This window comes from Paenibacillus sp. FSL M7-0802 (assembly GCF_038004945.1).
In the GTDB taxonomy this organism is placed as follows: Bacteria; Bacillota; Bacilli; order Paenibacillales; family Paenibacillaceae; genus Paenibacillus; species Paenibacillus polymyxa_B.
This window is the reverse complement of the sequence record NZ_JBBOSD010000001.1, coordinates 5,400,306-5,424,151: the sequence shown is the minus strand read 5'-3', so window position 1 is coordinate 5,424,151 and position 23,846 is coordinate 5,400,306. Positions and strand designations below refer to the sequence as shown.

Genomic DNA, 23,846 nt, shown 5'->3' with positions numbered 1-23,846 from the left:
ATTACTGAGCAAATAAACAAAAAGGGGATTTATACATGAAAAGAAAGCTCAATTTAATTTTATGCTTCACTTTACTTATTACTATTTTCCTCCCATTGTCATCAGTGAGTGCCTATACGGGAGGTTATGCCAACGGAAAAAGTGTTGATGCAATGATACCTGACATATATTTTATAGGAAGACCCCATGCAAGCAAAGCAAGTACAACACTTATAACAGATAACAATGAAGAAACAAACTATTTACTTCCTAAAGATAAGATGGTTATGATTGATTTAGGTACAGATAGAACTATTGATTCTTACAAGCTTAAAAGTGATTCTAAAAATTTAAGAAATAGTTTCTACGACCGAGACACAGGTTATATAGGCATATTTGAAACCAACGTAGGAAATGGAGAACTGAAGAAGCTTCCAAATGAAAAAAAAGTAGAACGCGTTAGATTCGTCACTCTTTATTCACTTAGTGGTGAAGACATAAATATAAGCGAACTTGACTTTTTCAACAGTAAAGATACAGTACCAGCACCGGAACCTTCTCCAACACCAGATCCTAAACCGACACCTGAACCAACACCGACGCCAAATCCAACACCAAGTCCTGAGCCTAATCCGTCTGAACCTACTGAGCCGACCGAACCAGCACAACCAACTGGCGACCGAGCTATTCTGACTGTAACAATGGACAATGGATTTGATAAGGAATTCGATCTAAGTAAAAAAGAACTCAGTGCATTCATTGCTTGGTATGACGCTAAAGATGCTGGTAGAGGCCCTTCATTCTTTGCTATCGATAAACACAATAACAACAAAGGTCCATTCAGCAACCGTAAGGACTATGTAATATTCAATAAAATACTCACATTTGAAGTAAGCGAGTATTCAACAAAATAATAAACAACAAAGGACTTCATACTGGTTACATACCAGCGGAGTCCTTTTTCACATCTACTCTAAATTCAAATTGATTCGGAAGAAATAAGATTCGTTAATCGGAATCGATTCAGGTAAAAACTTCTCTACGGGGCCTCTATATAATCTAAAGTGTCATTTATGTTCTTCATTCGGTTGTTTTAGAACAAGTAAGAGTTTTTTAATCTCAATCAGTTCGCCTTCGATCCGATGAAGGTGGCTCTGCATATCGTCAATCTCTTGTTCGGCTTTGTAGTTGATCGCGAAGTCAATGATCGATTCATGCTTATCCCTTGCAGCTTGGCGGTTCTGACTCATCATAATGACCGGAGCCTGAAATGCTGCAATAAAGGACAAACACAAGTTCAACAAGATAAATGGAGGTTCATCGAAATGAAAGCGAGTAAACGGCAAGCTGTTCAAGAGTATCCAGAGGGTCAGAAAGATAGCGAAATAAGTAATAAATCTCCAGCTACCGCCGAATGATGCAATCCGATCTGCAAGACGATCTTGCCAGCTTGTCGTTCTTTGGTACGCTTCATCTAAATGAGAAAGAATGCTATTCTCGTAACTATCGACTAGCCGATCAATACGACGGGTATTTTCCTGATTCAATTCAATATCAAAGCCTTGAATATGAGCAGCACTTTTATTTTGCTGTTTTTTTTGAAAAAAATTCATTTTTGACATGTCAACTGCCTCCTTGTTTTAAGGCAGTCGGGCCCAATACTAACCCGTAGGGGAGGAATAGCAACCATACTCAATTATGGTATCTAGTTTTAACCCGACTGCCAATAGACTCCCTGGTTCTGGATCCGGTTCAGACGAACTTCGACTACTCATTGAATGGTTCAACCCCTCTCCCCTTAACATGTTGTGGGCTCCATATTTTACTGATCACACTGGAACCAAATCATTGCCAATACTACAACATTGAAATAAAAACGCCCCTCAGCTAACTGAAGGGCGTCGTTCTGCATGCAGGATAAAGCATACAAATATCCGATTCCCCCAAGTCGAGCTTTAGCACTATACGACGTAAAAGAACCAAAGTTCTTTAGCCACATTAAGAAGAGCCTTAATCCGGCAATTCCTGTTATACCCATTGGCATCTTTCGATGTTTCCGGGCAGTGGCTTATGTTCATATAGGAGCCTCACCTAACGAGGACATCAATATTTCCTTAGCAAGCATACTGCTGTCTAAATGTGCTGTCAAACCCAAATATATTTGCTATATTCCACATGTGTTTGTGCCTGGTGACAGCGACGCTGGCACTCCCCCTTATAACGCAAAAATAATAAGTCGTGGGGCCGCAGTTGCGGCAAACAGATGGTCTAAAACTTACATCATATCATCACCCAACGGTTTTACTACATATACTCTTACCTGGCTTAATGCAGCAGCAAATAGTTCTATATCCGACTTTAACACTTTATATGTATGGTTCAAGCTGATCACCTCAGATAGTTATTCTGCCGTGTGTGGTAATTCCTGCACTAAAGAAAGCTCTGCCGACCATCAGGTTAGCAGAGCTTTTTCTTTAAAATCCTCCAATGGTAACGTTAGGCTGAATACTATGGTGGTGGTTAAAGGCTTGGTCCGGCATAGTAACAATAAACAAAAAGCTAGCCGCGATGACTAAAAATACCATTTTTTTGAACATTGTTTTCCCACACCCTTTCAATAAAATTGAAATACTCAGCTTTAGTTTCAGGAACTGCATGGGCTTGAAAACGAACAAACAACCCCATACAGTTTATAAAGTAAGTTTCATTATTTATTATATGTGACTTTACCATTGCATTCATCAAATATTTAAAGCCATCAATGTACTTCCCTCGGTATAAATAATAAAAACCTAATTCGTAACCAAACCACGCGATATAATCCGGTATCACTTGTCGGGTATACATATCATCTGATGATGGTTGCTGTGAAAAAGTCGCAATTAGCGTTTCAAATCGTTTGAGTATATTGTCTACATCTATGCTAAACTGGTTTGCTGCGATTATAACATTCAGCAGTTTTGAAAGCTTTTCATTCTCGTTAGCGGCTGATGTTGTAGCAATATATTCAACATAATCGTTCAGCAGGCTTATTTCTCCTGACAACAGCTTATATACGTAAGTATTTCCTACCGCCCACTGACTGAACAGGTTTACCCAGTGTTTTGTATCCTCGTCATCCTCTTTAACCCAGTCTAAATCCGCATAGGCGTATGTATATTGTAGAGCTTGTTGATAATCGCCTTGGGCTTCACAAACACTAGCACACAACAAATCGGCGTAAGCAATGTATCCAAATAACGGATTTCTGGTTTCCTTTTCATGCTCCCTGTTCTTTCGATTCTTCTGCTGATGCTTTATGGAATATTGTACTTCAGCTTTCCCTCTCATTTGCCTTGCCATTTCCTCAACCTTGTCCCACTTACGCAAAGACCTGTACACATTAGCCAAATCCTTTAACGCATCAAGTTGTTCTAAATCATCTAGGCGCTCGACATAAGGCTCAAATAGTATAGCTGCCTTGTGGTTGCGGCTTTGGTCGTCACCAATCTGAATCGTGAATATACGATATTGACAGACTGCCAATCGTTCTGAATGTTGATATTTCTCCGCTTCAGCTACCCCCTCATAGAGCAGCAATGCAGCCGCATGTCTTCCCTGCGCCAACAATTCTTCTGCAATTTCAAATAGCTTGGGTGAATACAGTAGATTGTCCATGATGGCTCCCACCACTCGACGGATTGCATCCAACTTGTCCAACTCCGCACAGCGAAACAAAAATGGCTCGATTCGTCTCATATTCGGAGGATGGTCGATGATGTAGTTTTCTATGAACAAGACATAAAAGTGACCTTCCGGTAACCCCATAGCCTCGGTAATGCGATCTATCTGGTTAACAGACATAGATTTATTGCCTGACACTATGCTACTTACTATCCCCCTATTCATGCCCGCTATATGCCCAAACTCCATCATGCTCAAACCTTCTTGTTTTAGATATTGTTCCAATTCTGCTCTAATCGTGGGTGTAACTTTCATAGATAAACCACCCTCCATACAGAAGTACCAATATTTATATATTATTGCATTCTATTGTTGTCCATAATTTAACAGTTGTCAATAATTTTTATTTATTTGCATCGAATGTCGAAGTATATAAAATAAGCAGTTCCAAAGAGTCACTCTGCATTGAAGTCAAATAACCCTGCCACTGTTACCGGTGAGACTTATGTTAATGGAAATATAATCCTTCAAAAAGCAGACACTTACATTGATCTGACTGTACAAAAGTACGGAGGGTTACTTGCTGAGTGGGACTACAAATGATTGGTGATATTATGCTACTCTATAAATAAGCAAATAATTTAATCAAGAGGTGTAATAATGCGGTTTCATGAATTTTATATCGGACAAGTATTTAAAACCAAGTCTTTAAAATTAACTAAAGAGGATATTACCAGATTTGCAAGGGAGTTTGACCCGCAATATATGCATTTAGATGAAGAGAAAGCATTACAAGGTAGATTTAATGGAATTATCGCTTCAGGAATTCAAACATTAGCTGTTTCTTTTAAGCTTTGGGTTGAAACAGGCAGTTACGGTGATGAGGTTATTGCTGGAACTGCTATGAATAATATTAAATTTATTAAACCAGTATATCCAGGCGACGAATTGTACACCATTGTTGAAGTGATTGGAGTAAAAGAGATGAGGAATGGAACAGGACTCGTTACTGTATTGCTGTCGACTTTCAACAACAAAGAGGAGCAAGTTTTTGAAGGCGATTTATCCGTTCTGGTTAAACAGTAAAGTTTCATAAAAAATCAATTATTACAAGTTTGAAGAGGTCCATGCATTTTAGCACGAACCTCTTCTCTTTATTCTAACGTGGCTTGACTTGCGGCTTCATGTTCAGCCACACGTTGCAGTAATTCCTACTAAGTCTTCATTTGACGACCTTGACGTGCCCTTCTACAAACTGAATATCGCATAGATTCTACATCTTGAACCCGTACTTTTCCACCATTTTGGATAACATATCTATGCCTTCTGGAGTTCGACTAGCATTTCCGTCCAATGTAATAATAATAAATTGATATTGCAAATCATATAAATGAATAATTTACTATAAATCTCTGAGATTCGCACTGTGCTATTTTAGTATAGAGGGCTTTGAGAATGACATTTACTAATCTCAGCCCATAGTTTGTCATTCAACTGCTTTTGTATTGGATCTGGACAAACAACGCGATGGAACGAGAAGCATCATACAAACCATAGAGGTATAGTTGCTTCAAGAGCGGTCTAATCTATGTAAAATTTTGGTTCAGTGTAATGAATTTCACATCTTTCCGGGTCAACCTGTTCTACCATAGAAGGGTGATACGCCGTGCTGGGCAGACCACTTTGGTCGGGACGGTTACGTCTTGTTCTAAACCAGCTACACAGGCTGTCTGGCATGCGCGGCAAGTACGCCTTTATTTTGATTCGAAGCGGAGTGTCCAGATGTTGAATACCGAATTGGAATACCGTGAGCGCATCAGGAAGTTGGCCGTGTGTATTGTCAAGCACTACCGGGGAAAAGGACCGGACAACGTCAAGGTTTCACTGGATTCGCCGCTCCGGATTACGGTAGAAATTCGAGGTACATTGTCTAATTTGTCCGAAATTCTCGTTCATGAAGGGGCTGAGGACAAGGTCAGGGAATATTGGGACGTCCTTCGTCCCTATCTAGAAAAGGAGTTTATGAACGAAGCCGAAAAAACACTCGGCAGTCCCTTCACTTATACTTGGGAGGTCTGCCCCTCCGTCCATGGAGACGGACACATTATCATTACTCTAGAACTACAACACATACACCGGTTGGATTAGCGGGAAGGAGCTTGTCTCCTCGCTCGCGGATAAGCCAGTACAGGATGCAGCGTAAAGCGGCATTTTTGTATTGGCTTTTTTTATGTTACGAGTTTCATCTATTTCATATAAAAGAGGTGCTGCACTTATGGCAGACAAGGTATTGACCGTATGTCCCTACTGCGGGAGCGGTTGTCAGCTTCATTTGCTGGTGGAAAAAGGACAGGTAATTGGCGCAGAGCCGGCTGGTGGTCGTACGAATGAAGGAACACTGTGTCTGAAAGGACACTATGGATGGGATTTTTTGAATGACCCGCAAATTCTGACTGCACGCTTGCGCAAGCCCATGATTCGCAAAAATGGAGTTATGGAGGAAGTCGAGTGGAAGGAAGCCATTCAATATACTGCCGAACGGCTGTCAGCAATTAAGGAAAAATACGGACCCGACTCCATTATGGGAACGGGCTCCGCACGCGGTCCGGGTAATGAAGCCAATTATGTCATGCAAAAGTTCATGCGAGCGGTCATTGGCACGAACAATATTGACCATTGCGCTCGTGTATGCCACGGCCCTTCTGTAGCAGGTTTGACTTACTCGCTCGGAGATGGAGCTATGTCCAACTCTATTCCTGAAATTGAACACTCTGATCTCATTTTCGTGTTTGGATATAATGCACCCGAAACACATCCGATCGTCGCAAGACGCATTGTAGCTGCCAAGCAAAGAGGCGCCAAAATTATTGTATGCGATCCGCGCATGACCGAAACAGCTCGTATTTCGAATATGTGGCTACCCTTAAAGGGCGGTTCGAACATGGCTTTGGTGAACGCTTTTGGTCATGTACTTGTGCATGAAGGACTGTACGACAAACGATATGTTGAAGCAAACACAGAAGGCTTTGCCGAATACGTAGACAGCATTAAAAAATATACTCCCGAATATGCGGAAGGCATTACGGGGGTCAAGGCGGCCGATATCCGGGCGGCTATGAGGGAATATGCAAAGGCCCCTACCGCTACAATTTTGTACGGAATGGGCGTATGTCAATTTTCACAGGCCGTTGATGTGGTAAAGGGGCTCGCTTCCCTTGCACTGTTGACTGGAAATTTGGGCAAGCCGAATGTGGGTATCGGACCAGTACGGGGACAAAACAATGTACAGGGGTCCTGTGATATGGGCGCTTTGCCGAATGTGTATCCTGGCTATCAGGATGTAACAGATAACACAGCTCGCAAAAAGTTTGAAAAAGCATGGGGTGTTGAGCTGCCACGTAAAAAAGGCTATCCACTTACGGAGGTACCACACCTCATTCTGAAGGAGAACAAGCTGAAAGCTTATTACATTTTTGGCGAGGACCCTGTACAAAGCGATCCGAACGCCGCCGAGTTGCGTGAAGCCCTAGACCAATTGGAATTTGTCGTGGTTCAGGATATTTTCATGAACAAAACAGCGCTGCACGCCGATGTCATCCTCCCTTCTACTGCCTGGGGTGAGCATGACGGCGTATATTCTTCGGCAGATCGGGGCTTTCAGCGCATCCGTAAGGCCGTTGAGCCACAGGGTGATGTAAAGCCAGACTGGGCTATTATTAGCGAGGTTGCTACCGCCATGGGCTATCCTATGTCCTATGCAAACACAGAAGAAATTTGGGATGAAATGCGCAGTCTCAGCCCATTATTCTCCGGTGCCAGCTACCAAAAAATGGAGCAGCAAGGCGGCGTGCAATGGCCCTGCCCTACTGAGGATCATCCAGGTACACCGTATTTATATAAAGGAAATCAATTTTCGACACCTAGTGGCAAAGGCAGATTATTCGCCTGCGAATGGCGTCCACCACAAGAACAACCGGATGCAAAATACCCGCTTGTCTTGTCCACAGTCCGTGAGGTAGGTCACTATTCCGTTCGTACCATGACTGGCAATTGCCGCGCGCTGCGCCAGTTGTCTGATGAGCCTGGCTTTATTCAGATTAGCCCAGAAGACGGAGCAGATCTGAATATTCTGGATGGCGAAATTGTTGCTATATCCTCTCGCCGGGGACGCATCATGGCACGGGCACAAATCAGTGACCGTGTGCAACAAGGTGCGACCTACATGACCTATCACTGGTGGGTTGGAGCATGCAACGAGCTGACCGCTGATTTTCTCGATCCGGTATCCAAAACCCCGGAATTAAAATACTGTGCCATCCGTCTGGAACGGATCGCCGACCAAGCGCAGGCCGAACGTGATGTACATGAATCGTACCAACGGATTCGCAGACAGATGAACGTCCAGGAAGCTGTTTTGGCTAATAAGGTGACGAGATGAGCGGCACAGGGAATATGATGCACCGTCTGACAGATAACCGGTCAGCTTCGACGAGTAGAATGGGAGCAGCCAGTAGAACAAGCGCTGTTGCTTCTTCTTTTGTAGTCGCAGACGCCGGACAGTGCATCGGTTGCAAAGCCTGTGAACTGGCGTGCTTCGCCGTTCACAGTCAGGCTAACGGCATAGGAGCTTCGGTCGGAACCGTCAGCGTACCTGTTGTACCCAAGGTGTATGTTGTACGTACAGGGGAAATGTATGTGCCGGTGCAATGCCGGCATTGCGAAAATGCCCCCTGCGCACATGCTTGTCCGGTACAGGCCATTCGTCAGGAGGACGGCGTCGTCATGATAGATGAGGAACGATGTATCGGCTGTACCTCCTGTGTTTTGGCCTGCCCCTTCGGGGCAATTGAGGTGTCTCCGGTCTACCGGGCAGGACACGTTGTAACGCAGTCCGGCCTGACTCACCGTGCAAATCGAGTCGCCCTTCCCCGCACCGCAGCAAGCAAATGCGATCTGTGCGCGGAAACAGAGAACGGACAGCCTGCATGTGTAGAGGCCTGCCCGAATCATGTCCTACGGCTGGCCAAAGGTATATCCGACTCACCTCCAGAGCCTCGGCGGGAAGTCTTTTTCCCACGCCTATAAGGCCAAAATCAGCCGCAGAAAGGTAGAAAACCATGTCAACCACAATAGACAAGATCTCCTCGCCTCCTTGTATGAAGACGACTGATTGCACAGACCCTGTCATTCATATTGACCCTACGCTCTGCACAGGATGCAGACGTTGTGCTGGGGTTTGTCCAGTAGATGCCATAGAGGGATTGCCCGGAGAACCGCAAACCGTTAATGCAGACCGATGTGTTATTTGCGGTCAATGTGTACAAATATGCAGCGTATACGCATCTGACTGGGCAGGTTCATCTTCACAGGAAGGCGCCGCTAGACGGCTGGAACGTATCCAAGAACGCGATATGCCTGCCGACATCAGAGAGCCACTATTCGCTGCCTATTATAGCTACAACTTGAATAAGGTAGCCGATATGATGACCAAACCTGGACAGTTTCGGATCGTCCAATGTGCTCCAGCCATTCGTGTTTCACTCGCGGAGGAATTCGGAATGCCGTTCGGCACCTTGACGCCTGGGAAAATGGCTGCTGCTTTACGCCGCCTTGGCTTCGACCGGGTATACGACACCAACTTTGGAGCTGACGTGACCATCATGGAGGAAGGCACTGAATTGATTCGTCGCGTGACCGAAGGCGGTCCCTTACCCATGTTCACATCCTGCTGTCCAGCATGGGTCCGATTTGCAGAGATTGAATATCCCGATCTGCTAGACCATCTATCCAGCTGCAAATCTCCGATGCAAATGTTAGGAGCGCTAATCAAATCTTATGGCGCACAACTGGACGAGGTGGAACCTGCGAATATATACAGCGTTGCCATCATGCCCTGTACTTGTAAACAATTTGAATGCGATCGTCCCGAAATGGAATCTGACGGTTACCGTGATGTGGATGAGGTACTGACCACGCGTGAACTTGCATACTGGATCAAGCAGCGCGGAATTGATTTTGCGAACCTGCCTGATGAAGAATTCGATTCACCGTTAGGACAATATTCAGGTGCAGGCTCCATTTTTGGAGTCACTGGAGGAGTCATGGAAGCTGCCATCCGTACAGGTTACGAGCTGCTGACAAATGAAAAACTGCCGAAGCTCCAGCTCGATTTTGTACGTGGTGAGGAAGGCATTCGAGTAGCTGAGGTTCAGGTAGGCAAGCTGCAGCTCAAGGTAGCGGTCGTCGCCGGGCTACAACATGCCTATCAGCTACTGGATCGTGTCCAGGCGGGCGAATGTGATTATCATTTTATTGAGGTGATGGGCTGCCCTGCTGGATGTATCAGCGGAGGGGGACAACCTAAGCTCATGTTAGAAAAGCAACGAATTGAAGCTTATCGTGCACGTAAATCCTCCATTTATGGACATGATGCTGCACACCAGGTACGAAAATCGCATGAGAACCCTCACATCATCAAACTTTATGATGAATTTCTAGGTGAGCCGCTGGGTCATGTGTCGCATCATCTGCTGCACACCACCTTCCAACAACGGGGGCCCGGCAAGCAAAGCCGCAGCAACACTATTTCCACCAAAGGGGATGCGGATTACTCCATTCATTAATACATTAAGTTATTTTTATGCTGTATACATTATTTTTGTCGTAAGTTAGAGAGGAGTCGAATTGTATGAACCGTTTTGTTTTAGCTGATCCCGATCAATGTATCGGCTGTCGTACCTGTGAAATCGCATGTGTCATCGCACATTCAGCGGAGAACCCTTTTATCTCGCCGGATGATGAGTTTCATTTTCACCCTCGTCTGAAGGTTATCAAATCATTTGGGGTCACTGCACCCGTTCAGTGTCGTCACTGTGAGGATGCTCCATGCGCCAACGCTTGTCCGAACGGCTCTATTACGAACGCAGATGGCTGCATTCTCATTAATAGCGAAAGCTGCATTGGCTGTAAAACCTGCATGATCGCCTGCCCTTACGGCGCGATTAACATGGTACCCGAGTATCGAAACGGGCAGCCTGTCGTGCAGGATGGATTGTATACCAATATGTCAGGACGCTTGCAACCCAAAGAGCGCATGATTGCCAGCAAATGTGATTTATGCGAAGGCGTGGACGGCGGTCCGGCCTGTATTGGTAAATGTCCAACACAAGCCCTCAAGCTGGTCGAGCCAGATCTGGTTCATGCCCGGGTTGAAGAAAAACGCGCTGCAAGTGCACGTCAGCTACTGCATATGACACGCATTCCGGCAACGGGTCTATGACCGAAGGTTTCCCTCTGTCTACAAATACGCGAACCGAGCGGGATGCGCTAGGAGAGATGGAAATTCCCGCAGATGCCTTTTACGGTATTCACACCGCACGCGCGATGAACAATTTTGCGGTCAGTGGCAGACCCGTGAACCAAAACCTGATCCACGCTCTTGTGTTGGTAAAAAAAGTAGCCGCTCAAGTGAATGGTGAGCAGAAACGGCTCCCTGCCCAACGGGCCTCTGCCATTGTAAATGCCTGCGACGAAATACTCGCCGGGAGGCACCAACATATGTTTACCGTGGATGCCATGCAAGGCGGCGCAGGCACCAGTACCCATATGAATGTAAATGAGGTCATTGCTAATTTGGCCATCGTACAGCTAGGAGGCAGACCAGGGCAGTATGAGATTATACATCCTCTGGATGATGTGAACTGCTGCCAGTCTACGAATGATGTCTATCCCACAGCGCTACGAATTGCAGCAATACGGCTGCTTCGGCCTTTATGTGACACGATGTCTTCGTTACAGGATGCTTTACAGCACAAAGAAACGGAATATGCTGACCTGCTCAAACTAGGCCGCACTCAGCTAATGGATGCCCTGCCCATGATGGCCGGGCAGGGCTTTGGTGCCTACGCAAAGGCTATAGCGCGCGACCGCTGGCGTCTCTATAAAGCTGAAGAGCGGCTGCGGGAAATCCCTATTGGAGGCACGGCGATTGGCACAGGTATGAACGCGCCCCGCGCTTACAGCTATCGGATGGTCGAAAAGCTGGCGGATGAGACTGGTTTTGGACTGAGTCGCAGCGACCACCCGATGGACCCGATTCAAAATATGGATGTCTTTGTGGAGGTGTCCGGTCTACTCAAATCAGCCGCCGTGAATCTGTACAAAATATCTGGCGATTTTCGCCTACTGGCCTCTGGTCCTTTCGGTGGTATTGGCGAATACACGCTGCCTCCAGTTCAGGCCGGATCCTCTATTATGCCTGGCAAGGTCAATCCGGTAATAGCTGAAATGGCAGGACTAACAGCCATGCGTGTGATAGCCGAAGATGCGGCTATCACTATGGCCGCTGCCTCCGGTCAGTTGGAACTAAACGCATTCCTGCCGCTGATTGCCGAATCGCTGCTGGAATCGCTACATATTCTGAACAGCGCGGTTCGACTATTCGAGGAAAGATGCGTACGCGGCCTGATCGTGCGTGAGGAACGCTGCACTACAAATCTGCGTAACTCAGCCGTGATGGCTTCTGCGCTGGTCGCGGAGCTTGGCTATGATGAAGCTGCCTCCATTGCATCTGCAGCCATTGTGCAAGGTCGCACACCAGAGGATATTGCAGAAGATCGCGGCCTACTGACCCGTTCGAGGATTGACCAATTATGCCATCCCTATACAGTAACCAAACCCGGAATTCCGGGGCAGGAAGAAGGAACTCACCATGGGAATGAATGATACCCCTCGTAGCAACCGACCACATATTGTCCTGCTCGGTCGCCGCAACGCAGGCAAATCCAGCATTCTGAACACCCTGACGGGTCAGCCCGTCGCTGTGGTATCTCCTGTAGGAGGAACGACCACGGACCCCGTTTTCAAACCGATGGAGCTGCTCCCAGCGGGTCCCATTGTTCTGGTGGATACCGCCGGACTGGACGATGAGGGTGAGGTCGGGGAGCTGCGCCGCAACAAAACGCTAGAAATACTTAATAGTACAGACTTGGCCTTGCTCGTTATCGACGCCACCGTTGGAGTCGGACCATTCGAGCATGAGCTACTCGAAAAGCTCCGCAACAAAAAGATTCCTGTTATTGGGGTATTGAATAAGGTAGATACCCTTACTGAATCAGATAAAACGGCTACAAAGCTGGCAACTGAACTGGATCTCACCCTGATTCCTTTCAGTGCATCTTTGCTCCAGGGAGACACGGAACTGAAAAAATCTATCACTAATACACTCCCCCAAAATGAGGATCGTTTCCGTATCGTCGGTGACCTGTTGTCACCCGGCGATGTTGTTGTGCTGGTCGTTCCCATCGACAAAGCTGCACCAAAAGGCCGTTTGATCCTGCCACAGCAGCAAACAATCCGCGATACACTAGAGAGCGATGCCATCGCCGTTGTGACCAAAGAACATGAATTACGATTGACGCTGGAGAGATTGGGACGTAAGCCTCGCTTGGTCATTACCGATTCACAGGTTTTTATGAAAGTAGCGGCCGACACGCCCAAGGATGTGCCTCTTACCTCTTTTTCCATCCTGTTTGCCCGTCATAAAGGCGATCTGGACGAACTGGTACGAGGTGCAAGAGCCATTGATCGCCTCAAGGATGGAGACCGTGTACTCATTGCCGAAGCCTGCACTCACCAATGCCAATCTGACGATATTGGTCGAGTGAAAATTCCCCGCTGGCTCCGCCAAACGATAGGCAAACGTCTCATCATCGAGCATGCATCCGGCTCCAGCTTCCCTGATGATCTGAGCGAATATGCACTGGTTATTCATTGCGGTGCATGCATGCTCAATCGGCGTACGATGCTTCATCGAATGTCGGAAGCGAAAGCTGCCGGAGTGCCGATTGTGAACTATGGTATTTTCATCGCTTATGTACAGGGGGTCTTTCCCCGTGCTATTGAATGCTTCCCATCTGCTATGCTGGCATGGGAGCAAGCTGTAGAAGCCGGCAGTTATTCCTAAAAGACCTTATCTCGTCATTAATATTTTTTCCAGACACACAAAAGCAGTCGCGCTGATTCCAACGCGACTGCTTTTTATTTTCAAGTTCGATTATAAATCATGAGAATTTTCATAGCGTGAAATGATACTACGAATAATATAAATTGCTAAAAATACAAATCACGCTCGCCTGCTTCCAGTCGTTCCAGTCTGTCAAGCGTCAAACGGCGCGTCGATTCACGTGGTATACGCTCCAGATTCTCTCGCAGAGCGGCAGCTCCCAGTTCACGCGCCTCCTCATCCCCATAATCCAGCAGATATTCTTGGAAGGTCAGCAGCGAATTCGGCTGGCACACATTATGAATTTGTCCTGATTTGGCAAGCTCCATGAAACGATCTCCAGTTCGCCCCTCGCGGTAGCAAGCTGTGCAGTAGCTCGGCATATATCCGCCACGGCACAGACTTTTAATAATTTCCGATGGTGAGCGATGATCCCCCACCTCAAATTGAGGCTTATCATCAGTTTCCTGTTTTGCATATGCCCCTACGCCTGTAGCTGAACCTGCACTAATCTGCGACACACCTAGACCAATTACACGATCCCTATATTCCGGCTCCTCGCGTGTGGACAGGATCATACCAGCATAAGGAACAGCCAGTCGAAGAACGGATACAATTTTCATAAAATCCTCATCGTTGACCAGGTACGGATATCGCTCCAAGTCTACATTTTCAGCCGGACGCAATCGTGGAACTGAAACTGTATGAGGACCACAACCAAAGGCTTCTTCCAGGTGCTCGGCATGTTTCAGCATCGCTACGGTTTCATAGCGGAAATCATACAGACCGTACAACACACCAATCCCCACATCATCTATACCCGCACGCATGGCTCTGTCCATTGCGGTGGTGTGCCAATCAAAGTCCCGCTTTGGTCCCTGCAGGTGGAATTTACGATAGCTTTCCCGATGATACGTTTCCTGAAATAAAATATACGTACCAATGCCTACCTCTGCCAGCTTCCGATAGTCCTCCTCGGTTGTGGATGCAATATTCACATTGATCCGTCGAATGCTGCCGTTATCTACCTTGACCTCATAGATCTGGCGCAGACAATCGACGATATAGTCAATGGGACAATGGACTGGGTCTTCCCCCGCTTCCAGCACGAGCCGCTTGTGTCCCAGTTCTTGAAGCACTCTAACCTCCTGTACCAATTCCTCCGGTGTCAGACGGCTACGAGTAAAGCTGTCATTGGTATGTTTATAACCACAATATTCGCAGTTATTCACGCAGTGGTTGCTTACATATAAAGGGGCGAACAGTACAATTCGGTTGCCATAAATTTGTTCTTTGACTGCCCTCGAAGATTTGAACATCTCTTCCAATAATTCAGGATCATCCACATGCAAAAGAGCCGCCGCTTCACTCGCACTCAGTCCCCGGCAGGCTCTCCCCTTTTCTAAAATTTCTAAAATACGGTGTCGATCTGTTGCCTCTTGTTTCCCCTGCTCCACTGCTGCCATAATCTCTGCTTCATTAATAAAATCCGCCGACACTTTCTCCCGTACTCCACTCACGTATACCCATCTCCTTATTTATGGTTACTGCAATGTTTCCGTTATGGCCTCACAAAGTTTCCTGTCTCATAAGCTGTCGTTGCACCCTCAAACTATCGCCGCGCCCCATATCGACTTCAAATCCCGCTCCGCGAATCCGCAGCTCCAGGCAATGTCGACATTGGGCAGACTCATCGCCCAAACATATTTTATTCTCATAAATCGCATACTTAGGTCTCACCGCTAGTGGCGACAAATTGGGCATCACCACATTTGCCCCTGCCTGAAGCGCTTTCTCCCTGCCCTGGGGATGAATCGTTCCCATTGCCGTGGACGCCGGAATAAGAGCATCTGGAACGACCAATCGGGATAACGAAATAATATCGAGTGCCTTTTCCATGCTCCCCTGACGGGCATCCCGAAGCGGCGTGTTGCTATGCGGTAAAAAGGGGCCAATCCCGATCATATCTGGTGACAGGCTGTGCAGATAGACCAAATCGTCTGCTAATTCACTATTCGTTTGTCCTGGTAACCCCACCATACATCCGGCCCCGATCTGAAAGCCGATTCGTTGCAAAGCCAGCAGACGGCTGCGCCTGCTTTCCATCGTCATCGTCGGATGCAGCTTGGCGTACAAACGGGGGGAAGCTGTCTCATGCCGCAGCAAAAAACGGTCCGCGCCCGCCTCGTATAATTGCTCATAAGTTTCATCATCCCGTTCACCGATGGACAGTGTAACCGCCACATCCGCAAAACGGCTTTTAATTTCGCGAATCAATTTCGTCAGCCGTGCCGCTGTAAACCAGTAATCTTCCCCACTTTGCAGCACAAAGGTCCGATAACCGAGTTCATACCCCTCCGCACAACAGGCCAGAATTTCTTCTGGCTGCAAACGGTAACGATCTGCCTGTTTATTCGAAGCGCGCAGCCCACAGTACATGCAGTCCTGACGACATATACTGGAGAATTCAATTAATCCCCGTAAAAAAACACCTTTGCCATAGCGCTCCAATTTGGTGCGAGCTGCCAGGTGGCGCAGTTGAGCCCGAAGCGTTGGCTCATCATCCAGACGTGTCAGCAGCTCCATCATTTCCATATGCGTCCATTCCTTGCCGTCAGCCAGACGCAGTAATAATTCGTCCGTGACTCATCCCTTCTTCCCTCGTCCATCCGGACTTCACATCATCAGCGGCTTGTACCGTACATGTATTATTCTAGCAATATCGGAGAGGATGTAACGTGATTAGTTTCACAAAAAATCCCATTTTATAAAAACCTCCTCCAACTTCTGCCCCAAAAAATACACATTTATATCAACACACAAAAAAGCTGTCTCTTCCTCTAATGGAAGAAACAGCCCTTGTCGATGGTTCTGCTTATTACTGAATCAAATCAATCGCCTGCTGGGGTACAAAATAATCAACGCCGTTAAATACAACTACACCGTTGAGCGTGGTATTTTTACCATTCAGCGTAGCGACATTTTTGTATACCGGAAGCTCCAGCTTGTTACTGCCTTTGGTCACCGTAATGACTTTCGTGTCCGCAGTAAACTTGGCTCCTTTAGCTTCAAAAGCGGCTTTTGCAGGAACAAAAAGTTGCTTGCTGACCGTACCCAAATCCAGTCCAAGTACACGTGTCATATATTTATTAACATCTGTATTGTCGATTACACCGGTTGGACGGTCTCCGTTCGGCGCATACGTGTACAGCACGACATCGCCTCCTGTATGTCCGCCTGTAGTCCAGCCAATATTCGCACGTTTGCTAATGATCGGTCCAACAGCATAGTTCATGCTGCCTTCTTTGGCATCATTAATGGTTTTTACTTCTTCGTCTGTCAAATCGGTGATGCCAAAATATGTGGAAAGCACCTCTTTAATATTGCTGCGATCTGCATTCAGCTTGGCTTCCAAGCCCTCACCCGTCAGCTTCGCTTTTTTCAGCGGGCCTATAAAAGAAGCTAAAGGTGTTTTGTCATAATTGCTAGTTGTATCGCTGCTACCAATCGTCAATCCACCGTTTCCGTGGTCTGTCACTGCTACGACGACTGTATTTTGGTTTTGTTTGGCGTAATCCACAGCAACTTTCACTGCATCGTCAAACGAAAGCACGTCACTAATAATTCCGGTTGGATCATTTGCATGGGCGGCCCAATCCACCTTACTGCCTTCTACCATTAAGAAGAAGCCTTTATCGTTTTTGGACAACACATCAATGGCTTTCGATGTCATTTCTGCCAGACTAGGTTCCTTGGATGCATCGCGATCCAGGTTATACGCAAGGGCTTCAGGAGAAAAGCTGCCCCAGAGCTTGCTGGAGGTCGAATTTTTCAACCCTTCAGGTGTCGTGACAAAGTCATAACCCTGGTCTTTAATTTGGGCTACCAAATCTTGGCCATCTTTACGCCCTGCTGCGTCCAAAAACTTGCCGCCTCCACCTAACACTACATCAACCCCGTTGTAGGCTTGCTGCATGCTGAGTGCATCATAATTTTTACGATCAGGATAATGTGCGGTAAAATCAGCTGGTGTCGCATGCATAATCTCCGAAGTCGCAATAATTCCAGTCGATTTCCCTGCCAGCTTGGAAGCCTCAAGAATGGAAGCTACAGGCTTTTTGGCGTCACCCGCTGCAATGGGTTGTTGTCCGGGCATTGTCGCTTCATCAGGAAGGACACCTACATACCCAGTATGAGATTTATGTCCTGTGGCAAAAGCAGTACCCGCTGGAGCAGAATCGGCAATTGGAGCATCCGCAGAATGTGTACGCACCATGCCGCTTGCCATGCTGTCTAACGTTAAGGAAGATCCTTTGTACCATCTAGCCAGTGCAGTGGCGTCATTAGCCATACCGTCTGGAATCAAAATAATTACGTTTTTAATCGACGTGTCCTTTTCGACTGCCATCGCCGTCCCACCGCTTACTGCTAGCATCATAGCCGCTACGAGTGCTGCCACCGATTTTTTCGTATGTATCCCCCAACATTTTAGCATTCAATTTCCTCCCAGACACTTTATTGTACAATCAGAACTAAGTCTAATCATACTTTGTCAGGAGAATGTTAAGGGGATTGTCTAACTATATTAAAGATGCTCTCTGGAGTATTGGTCTCACTCAAATTGTCCCTGAATTACCGATACGATACTTTCACGGAGTGTTTTGGCGTTTTGTGACTTATACGGATCAGCATTAAAAAGGATTGTATCTGCTGTGTAGTTTTCTTTTATACGTCCCAATCTGTCCCCATATCCCAAAATTTCAGCGGCGAACTCCGTGGCAGCCTGCCAGGCCTCTTTTCGAGTTAATCCACAGTCTATGAGTGTGTCTAATTCCTCAAGGTTACGTCCATGTAACGAAGGTGTGGCAAAATCTGTACCGAACGCAATTCGTACGCCTGCTCTTTTGGCATAGCTAACGGCTTTAGGGTGGGCTTCGGCGGCGCGGGCGGCGCGATCACAAATTTCCCTATCGAGTGAAAGAACTCCAGAAGGGTCTGCAGCAATACGATAGATGGAAGCAGTAGGCACAAAGGCTGTCCTGGATTGCGCAAGCCGGTTGGCTTGATCCTCGGTCAAATACATTCCATGCTCTATAGATTCCACTCCAGCGTCAATAGACCAATCCACAGTAGGTCCACCCCAGGTGTGAACCATGACTTTTATGTTGCGTGCATGGGCGCTACGCACAATAAAAGAGAATTCTTCCTCAGAAAAAATCGGGTTCAGCACTGTATCTGGCGACGAGCCTAGTCCCCCCGTTGCAAGAATTTTAATCCAGCTTGCCCCGGAATCAATAATTTCTGTTACCCGCCGTTCCAAATGCTTAAGGCCTCGTGCGTCTCCGGCTCCAAGCATATCACCACTGGTATAAACTCTTAAAGGCTGGCTATAATGCTGACCTATATGCTTCACCGTACTTGGCAAAAGCCCACCTGCATCACGCACTGAAGTCACTCCAGCCTGGAAAGTAGCCTCAAAGGCTTGCGCCTGCATCACTTCGATCTCCAGTTCATCGCGCTTCTCCTGATCAGTATGATTAAAATCCGTCCATGCCAAATGCGTATGAAGATCAATTACGCCGGGGCTAATCCATAAGTCGCCATCTGGACCATTTTGTTGAGTATGCGAGGATAAGGACTCTGCAATGGACGAAAAACGACCATTGGTGATTGTTATATCGAATCGTTTCCCATCAATCCCCGCCACAAATATATTTTTATAGGTTAACTCTTTTTGAATTTTATTTTCCATCTTCATTCCCCCAAATTAACCTTTGGGCGGCAAGCGCATGATAAGGGTCTTGATGTACAAGCTCAGCAAGCGTTTGGATAGCTTCTTCAACGCTTTGTTGATTTGCCTTCGCCCCAAAATGGTTAATGCGTAAGAGTTTATTATGCAATTCTCCATCTCCGGGTGCGACAATGCCTATGGGCTGTTCGATATTGAAATTACCGCCTTGAGGAATCCGAACCGTTGTAGTCAACGTTGAGTAGCTATCTTTATTCCGCTGCCACGGTTCAAGGCCCAAGGCTTTAATGCCAGCAATTGCAGCAGATGTAGTTAAGCGATGGCGGCGGTTGACTGCTTCCAGACCTTCTTCTTCAATAAGCTTTAATGACTCTATAAGCGCACGGGCTTCCAAAACAGGGATGTTGGGAGGAACTCGCACGGGCGTCACATGATTAGGGGAACGCTTTAAGTCAAGCAAAGACAGTATGGAATTGCGCGGCGCATTTTTGTTGGAGGCCAGAAACTCCCAGCCACGGGGAGAAATCCCCACAGCGCTGATCCCGTTAGGCCCGGATAGTGCTTTTTGCGCCCCTACAGCTACAAAATCAATTCCCCACTCGTCCATGAGCACCGGTTCGCCCCCGATTGCAGAAACTGAATCTATCACGGTTATAATGTTTGATCTACGCGCAAGCTCCATGATTTCCCTTGTTGGATTAGAGCCTCCTGTGACCACTTCCGCCTGCACAAAAGAAAGCGCACATGGGTTATATCGCTCAATCGCTGCGGCGACTTCATCTACAGTTACCACATCATCAAAAGATGTTTTGAGTTCGATGACTTCTGCTCCGCCACGCGCAAGCCAGTTACCAAAAATCGTTCCATATGGACCTGTCACAATGTTTAGAATTTTACGGTCGGGCGCAGATATGCCTGCTGCTATGGCTTCAATTCCCAGGATCGCCTCGCCCGGTATGATTACCGGGGATTCTTGGGTGGACAGGAGTTTGGAGAGCAAGTTAGTTAGCGTATCAAACTCCGATATTGTAAGAGGTACAAATCCTTTATTATTTTGACTCATAAATACCTCCTGCAGAATGGGATATTGGCATTTTAGGAACAGCGGACAAAAGCTCACGGCTATAAGGCGTTTCAGGACGAGAAAAGAATTTCTCCTTGGGGTTGATCTCAACCAGCTTCCCCTGCCGCATTACAGCAACAATATCGCTTATGGCATTTATAACTCCCAAGTCATGAGAGATAAAAAGCATCGTAAGATTAAGCTCCGATTTGAGTGTGCTCAACAGTTCAAGCATACTCCGTTGTACCGAAACATCCAGTGCGCTCGTTGGTTCATCTGCGATAAGTATGCTTGGCTCAACGCTTAATGCGCGGGCAATTGCTATCCGCTGACGCTGACCGCCGGAAAATTCGTGAGGGAATCTGCCAAGGGCGCTTTCATCGATGTGAACACGTGTAAGCAGTTCCCTACATTTCTTGTCCACTTGAGCTCGGTCAACAATCTTGTGAAAAAGTAAGGCTTCGGCAAGGATTTGCCTGATCGTATGCTTTGGATTTAGCGAGGAATCCGGGTTTTGAAAAACCATTTGTATTCTTTTATGCTGCTCCCGGCTCCGTCGCTTGCCCAGAACCTGAGAACCCAGCATGATCCGGCCCTCATCCGGGGCGATCAGCCCGGCTATTACCCGCGCGAGGGTAGACTTTCCTGAACCCGATTCTCCCACAAGACCAAGCGTGGTACGCTCCTGCAGCTCCAGGCTTACTTGATCAAGCGCGGTGAACTTACCATAAGCAACCGTTATATTTTCTATCTGCAAGGCTGTTTTCATAAATCCGCGCTCCTTTCAAGATCCGGGAGAGGAAGCACTGAGCTTATCAGCAACTGTGTATACGGATTTTGCGGGTTTTGTAAAAGGGGCAAAGTGTCTCCCCGCTCTATGATTCTTCCCTCTTTCATAACGCAAAGCTTTGAGCACATCGAAGCAGCTACAGCAAGATTGTGCGTAACAAACACCATGGCAAAACCCAGCTCCTTTTGAAGACGTGAAATAACGTCAAGTATTTGCCGTTGAACCGTTACGTCAAGCGCAGTTGTTGGCTCATCACAAAGAAGGATGCCCGGCTTGCACGCCAAAGCCATCGCAATAACAACACGTTGACACTGGCCGCCTGAAAGCTGGCGGGGGTAACGGTCAGTATGCTTTAAGGAATCGGGAAGACCGAGCATTTCAAGCAGTTCCAAAGCTATTGTGCGCGCGACCTTCCGACTCACCTTCTGCCTGTAGTACACAACCTCGGCAAGCTGCCGGGCCACCGGGCAGAGAGGGTCAAGTGCCCTTATCGGGTCTTGAAAAATCATTGCGCATCTGCCATTGCTCCTAATATGCCCGCCAACTTGTTCAATACCGGAGGGAAGCAACCCTATGATGGAGCGAAGCGTGAGCGATTTTCCAGATCCGGATTCCCCCACAAGTCCTATACTTTCGCCCGCTTCAACTTTGAGACTCACATTGGTGACCAATTTATGATTCGATTGCGTCGCGAGCGACAAATTTTCCACTTCTAAAATTGGATTCATAGCATTCATTTTCTTCTCCATATATCTGCTAGCCCATCGCCCACAAGGGATAAGGCTATCCCTGTATATACTACCGCAAAGCCCGGGATTGCTGAAAGCCACCACTTAGTAGATATAAAGGGCTGCCCATCAGAAATCATAGTTCCCCAATCCGGAGTTGGCGGCGCAATGCCGATACCTAGATAGCCTAGCGTAACAATGGCTACAAGCAGAACAGCCATGTCCGTCATAAGCACTACCACCGCTTGCGGTAACACATTCGGCAGAAGATGGCGCAGTATGATTTTAATATCCGGGATTCCCAGAGTTTTTGCAGCGGCTATCCATTCCTGCTTGCGAAACGATGCGCTAAGACCCTTGACCACGCGCGCGTATACAATCCAGCCAACCAGGACAAATGTAATGTATATCCCCTGTTCACCCGTACCGCTTGCAAACGCCACTATAATTACAATCAAATAAAAAGGGAACGCAATAAACGTATCGGTCAAAAGCGTGATAACCGTATCTACCCATTTACCATAATACCCGGCAAGCATTCCCAGAAACACCCCCATACAAAAAGGGATGATCTCCGCCAGCACCATAATCTTCAAATCAGTCCGTGCGGCATAGATCAGCCGTGTAAACAAATCACGCCCCAGTTGATCGGTTCCCAGCCAGTGTTCGAAGGACGGGGGTTGTAAAGTTGCCGAAATATTTTGATCAGAAGGCTGGTAGGGGCTAATAACCGGTGCGAACACTGCAATACCTATGAGTAACGCAAACATAATACTGCCCCATAAAAGAGATGGAGTATTTAGTATTTTTCGCCAAGAGCGGTTGCTATGACCCGCCTTCTGAATCTGAAGATCTAATTGCGTGCGTTTCATTGTTCTCCTTTCGTCCTGGGATCAAGATACCCAGAAGCAACCTCAATCACGAAGCCGATGATGACCACAGATATCGCACAATAAAGAGCAATCCCCTGTATAACAGGAAAATCCCGGTTTGAAATGGCTGAAAATAACAGGCTTCCGATACCCTTGAGGCCAAAAACCTGTTCAATTACCAACGTGCCGCCCATCAGGTAGGCAATGTTTACGCCAAGCAGCATAAGAGCGGGAAGAGCGGAATTGCGCAGGACATGCTTTACCAATATAACCCGGTCGGGGATTCCCGCTGCCTTCAAGGTTACAACAAAATCAGATTCCAGCACTTCCAGCATCTGCGCTCTTAAAGAACGAACAAGCGAGGGAATTTGCGACAATCCGACAGTGATCGCAGGAAGGGCGAGACTGTACAAGATTCCAAGCCAGCCCTCGCCGACTCCCCCAACGGGGAACCAGCGAAGCCGAACGCTAAATACCAGAATCAGTAGCAGTCCAACCCAAAAAATCGGCATACCGAGCGTTACAGCAGGCAAGATGCGTATAATGTGGTCAAGCAGTCCGTCTTTATGTGTTGCCGCAAGGGTGGCCAGCACCAGCGAAACAATGATGGAAAAAAGACAGGTCATTGCAATGAGCAGCAGCGTCACAGGGGCCCGCTCTGCAATCAACTCTCTTGAAGAAGTCTCAAAAACAATCGAAACGCCGGTATCACCGTGTGTAAAGAAATTGTGCACAAAGCCTATAAACTGCTCCCAAAGAGAACGATCCAGCCCCAACCTATGGCGCATACTCTCAATAGCCTCAGCTGTGGCGTATTCCCCCAGAATCATTTTGGCGGGGTCTCCCGGCACCAGCCTTATGATGAAGAAGACTGCCACCACCACACAGATGACTACTGATGCCGCTCTTATCATAGCGCGCACAAGCCATTTGTGTGGGAAAGTTAGATTTGCAGACAATCCGGCAGACTTTTTAAATAAATTGTGGGCCGTCAAGGAT

At 47.1% G+C, this 23,846-nt stretch carries 20 protein-coding genes and 1 riboswitch; of the genes, 9 read left to right on the top strand and 11 right to left on the bottom strand.

The window, feature by feature from the left end; genetic code table 11:
* Nucleotides 1-35: 35 nt before the first annotated feature.
* Nucleotides 36-893 (top strand): hypothetical protein, encoded by an 858-nt coding sequence (locus MHB54_RS24795; RefSeq protein ID WP_254347433.1) that lies wholly within the window; start codon nucleotides 36-38, stop codon nucleotides 891-893.
* Between the two features lie 153 nt (nucleotides 894-1,046).
* On the opposite strand, the gene MHB54_RS24790 is transcribed toward MHB54_RS24795, so the two are convergent.
* Both MHB54_RS24790 and MHB54_RS24785 read right to left on the bottom strand, forming a co-directional pair.
* A complete protein-coding gene (locus MHB54_RS24790; protein WP_049828342.1) occupies nucleotides 1,047-1,601 on the bottom strand; it encodes a DUF1003 domain-containing protein in 555 nt (184 codons plus the stop codon).
* Nucleotides 1,602-1,912: 311 nt separating this feature from the next.
* A riboswitch (M-box (ykoK) riboswitch) is annotated at nucleotides 1,913-2,085 on the bottom strand.
* Nucleotides 2,086-2,538: 453 nt separating this feature from the next.
* Nucleotides 2,539-3,957: a helix-turn-helix domain-containing protein gene (locus MHB54_RS24785; RefSeq protein WP_068941642.1), complete on the bottom strand. Its 1,419-nt coding sequence runs from the start codon at nucleotides 3,955-3,957 to the stop codon at nucleotides 2,539-2,541.
* Nucleotides 3,958-4,302: 345 nt separating this feature from the next.
* On the opposite strand from MHB54_RS24785, the gene MHB54_RS24780 reads away from it, so the two are divergent.
* From MHB54_RS24780 to hydF, 8 genes are all read left to right on the top strand, one after another.
* Nucleotides 4,303-4,728: a MaoC family dehydratase gene (locus MHB54_RS24780; protein ID WP_028540679.1), complete on the top strand. Its 426-nt coding sequence runs from the start codon at nucleotides 4,303-4,305 to the stop codon at nucleotides 4,726-4,728.
* A 696-nt stretch (nucleotides 4,729-5,424) separates the two neighbouring features.
* A complete protein-coding gene (locus tag MHB54_RS24775; RefSeq protein WP_013310644.1) occupies nucleotides 5,425-5,790 on the top strand; it encodes a hypothetical protein in 366 nt (121 codons plus the stop codon).
* A gap of 127 nt (nucleotides 5,791-5,917) precedes the next feature.
* Entirely contained in the window at nucleotides 5,918-8,080 is a 2,163-nt protein-coding gene (fdhF, locus tag MHB54_RS24770; protein ID WP_076295295.1) for a formate dehydrogenase subunit alpha, read from the top strand.
* A complete protein-coding gene (locus MHB54_RS24765) occupies nucleotides 8,077-8,727 on the top strand; it encodes a 4Fe-4S dicluster domain-containing protein (protein WP_076295294.1) in 651 nt (216 codons plus the stop codon). Before fdhF ends, MHB54_RS24765 begins: the two co-directional genes overlap by 4 nt.
* A 32-nt stretch (nucleotides 8,728-8,759) precedes the next feature.
* Nucleotides 8,760-10,265, top strand: coding sequence for a [FeFe] hydrogenase, group A (locus MHB54_RS24760; RefSeq protein WP_023989099.1), 1,506 nt, complete (start codon nucleotides 8,760-8,762; stop codon nucleotides 10,263-10,265).
* 65 nt (nucleotides 10,266-10,330) lie between these two features.
* Entirely contained in the window at nucleotides 10,331-10,921 is a 591-nt protein-coding gene (locus MHB54_RS24755; protein ID WP_028540676.1) for a 4Fe-4S dicluster domain-containing protein, read from the top strand.
* The gene (locus tag MHB54_RS24750; protein WP_076159271.1) at nucleotides 10,918-12,366 is read left to right on the top strand and encodes an aspartate ammonia-lyase; all 1,449 of its coding nucleotides are present in this window, start codon (nucleotides 10,918-10,920) and stop codon (nucleotides 12,364-12,366) included. The genes MHB54_RS24755 and MHB54_RS24750 overlap by 4 nt, the downstream gene beginning before the upstream one ends.
* On the top strand, nucleotides 12,353-13,606 hold the full coding sequence (gene hydF, locus MHB54_RS24745) for a [FeFe] hydrogenase H-cluster maturation GTPase HydF (protein ID WP_264453652.1): 1,254 nt from the start codon (nucleotides 12,353-12,355) through the stop codon (nucleotides 13,604-13,606). Before MHB54_RS24750 ends, hydF begins: the two co-directional genes overlap by 14 nt.
* A 146-nt stretch (nucleotides 13,607-13,752) precedes the next feature.
* Here hydF and hydG read toward each other — a convergent pair whose 3' ends face one another.
* From hydG to MHB54_RS24700, 9 genes are all read right to left on the bottom strand, one after another.
* On the bottom strand, nucleotides 13,753-15,165 hold the full coding sequence (hydG, locus tag MHB54_RS24740) for a [FeFe] hydrogenase H-cluster radical SAM maturase HydG (protein WP_264453651.1): 1,413 nt from the start codon (nucleotides 15,163-15,165) through the stop codon (nucleotides 13,753-13,755).
* Between the two features lie 49 nt (nucleotides 15,166-15,214).
* A complete protein-coding gene (gene hydE / locus MHB54_RS24735) occupies nucleotides 15,215-16,267 on the bottom strand; it encodes a [FeFe] hydrogenase H-cluster radical SAM maturase HydE (protein WP_340982146.1) in 1,053 nt (350 codons plus the stop codon).
* Between the two features lie 256 nt (nucleotides 16,268-16,523).
* On the bottom strand, nucleotides 16,524-18,140 hold the full coding sequence (locus MHB54_RS24730; protein WP_264453650.1) for an alkaline phosphatase: 1,617 nt from the start codon (nucleotides 18,138-18,140) through the stop codon (nucleotides 16,524-16,526).
* A 117-nt stretch (nucleotides 18,141-18,257) separates the two neighbouring features.
* Nucleotides 18,258-19,397, bottom strand: a complete 1,140-nt coding sequence (locus MHB54_RS24725) for an amidohydrolase family protein (RefSeq protein ID WP_069079748.1) — start codon at nucleotides 19,395-19,397, stop codon at nucleotides 18,258-18,260.
* On the bottom strand, nucleotides 19,387-20,457 hold the full coding sequence (locus tag MHB54_RS24720) for a pyridoxal-phosphate-dependent aminotransferase family protein (protein ID WP_069079749.1): 1,071 nt from the start codon (nucleotides 20,455-20,457) through the stop codon (nucleotides 19,387-19,389). The genes MHB54_RS24725 and MHB54_RS24720 overlap by 11 nt, the downstream gene beginning before the upstream one ends.
* Nucleotides 20,444-21,226 carry an ABC transporter ATP-binding protein gene (locus MHB54_RS24715; RefSeq protein ID WP_023989106.1) on the bottom strand — a complete coding sequence of 261 codons (783 nt, stop codon included), beginning with the start codon at nucleotides 21,224-21,226 and terminating at the stop codon, nucleotides 20,444-20,446. Before MHB54_RS24715 ends, MHB54_RS24720 begins: the two co-directional genes overlap by 14 nt.
* The gene (locus MHB54_RS24710; RefSeq protein WP_028540670.1) at nucleotides 21,223-21,996 is read right to left on the bottom strand and encodes an ABC transporter ATP-binding protein; all 774 of its coding nucleotides are present in this window, start codon (nucleotides 21,994-21,996) and stop codon (nucleotides 21,223-21,225) included. The genes MHB54_RS24715 and MHB54_RS24710 overlap by 4 nt, the downstream gene beginning before the upstream one ends.
* The gene (locus MHB54_RS24705; RefSeq protein WP_028540669.1) at nucleotides 21,981-22,847 is read right to left on the bottom strand and encodes an ABC transporter permease; all 867 of its coding nucleotides are present in this window, start codon (nucleotides 22,845-22,847) and stop codon (nucleotides 21,981-21,983) included. The genes MHB54_RS24710 and MHB54_RS24705 overlap by 16 nt, the downstream gene beginning before the upstream one ends.
* Nucleotides 22,844-23,842, bottom strand: coding sequence for an ABC transporter permease (locus tag MHB54_RS24700; RefSeq protein ID WP_023989109.1), 999 nt, complete (start codon nucleotides 23,840-23,842; stop codon nucleotides 22,844-22,846). The genes MHB54_RS24705 and MHB54_RS24700 overlap by 4 nt, the downstream gene beginning before the upstream one ends.
* Nucleotides 23,843-23,846: the final 4 nt, after the last annotated feature.

Coding starts and splice junctions, on each gene's coding strand:
- MHB54_RS24795 (WP_254347433.1), top strand. CDS start 36: ATGAAAAGAAAGCTCAATTTAATTTTATGCTTCACTTTACTTATTACT.
- hydF (WP_264453652.1), top strand. CDS start 12,353: ATGGGAATGAATGATACCCCTCGTAGCAACCGACCACATATTGTCCTG.
- MHB54_RS24780 (WP_028540679.1), top strand. CDS start 4,303: ATGCGGTTTCATGAATTTTATATCGGACAAGTATTTAAAACCAAGTCT.
- MHB54_RS24715 (WP_023989106.1), bottom strand. CDS start 21,226: ATGAAAACAGCCTTGCAGATAGAAAATATAACGGTTGCTTATGGTAAG.
- MHB54_RS24755 (WP_028540676.1), top strand. CDS start 10,331: ATGAACCGTTTTGTTTTAGCTGATCCCGATCAATGTATCGGCTGTCGT.
- MHB54_RS24765 (WP_076295294.1), top strand. CDS start 8,077: ATGAGCGGCACAGGGAATATGATGCACCGTCTGACAGATAACCGGTCA.
- MHB54_RS24710 (WP_028540670.1), bottom strand. CDS start 21,996: ATGGAGAAGAAAATGAATGCTATGAATCCAATTTTAGAAGTGGAAAAT.
- fdhF (WP_076295295.1), top strand. CDS start 5,918: ATGGCAGACAAGGTATTGACCGTATGTCCCTACTGCGGGAGCGGTTGT.
- MHB54_RS24750 (WP_076159271.1), top strand. CDS start 10,918: ATGACCGAAGGTTTCCCTCTGTCTACAAATACGCGAACCGAGCGGGAT.
- MHB54_RS24725 (WP_069079748.1), bottom strand. CDS start 19,397: ATGGAAAATAAAATTCAAAAAGAGTTAACCTATAAAAATATATTTGTG.
- MHB54_RS24760 (WP_023989099.1), top strand. CDS start 8,760: ATGTCAACCACAATAGACAAGATCTCCTCGCCTCCTTGTATGAAGACG.
- MHB54_RS24730 (WP_264453650.1), bottom strand. CDS start 18,140: ATGCTAAAATGTTGGGGGATACATACGAAAAAATCGGTGGCAGCACTC.
- MHB54_RS24705 (WP_028540669.1), bottom strand. CDS start 22,847: ATGAAACGCACGCAATTAGATCTTCAGATTCAGAAGGCGGGTCATAGC.
- MHB54_RS24785 (WP_068941642.1), bottom strand. CDS start 3,957: ATGAAAGTTACACCCACGATTAGAGCAGAATTGGAACAATATCTAAAA.
- MHB54_RS24775 (WP_013310644.1), top strand. CDS start 5,425: ATGTTGAATACCGAATTGGAATACCGTGAGCGCATCAGGAAGTTGGCC.
- MHB54_RS24790 (WP_049828342.1), bottom strand. CDS start 1,601: ATGTCAAAAATGAATTTTTTTCAAAAAAAACAGCAAAATAAAAGTGCT.
- MHB54_RS24720 (WP_069079749.1), bottom strand. CDS start 20,457: ATGAGTCAAAATAATAAAGGATTTGTACCTCTTACAATATCGGAGTTT.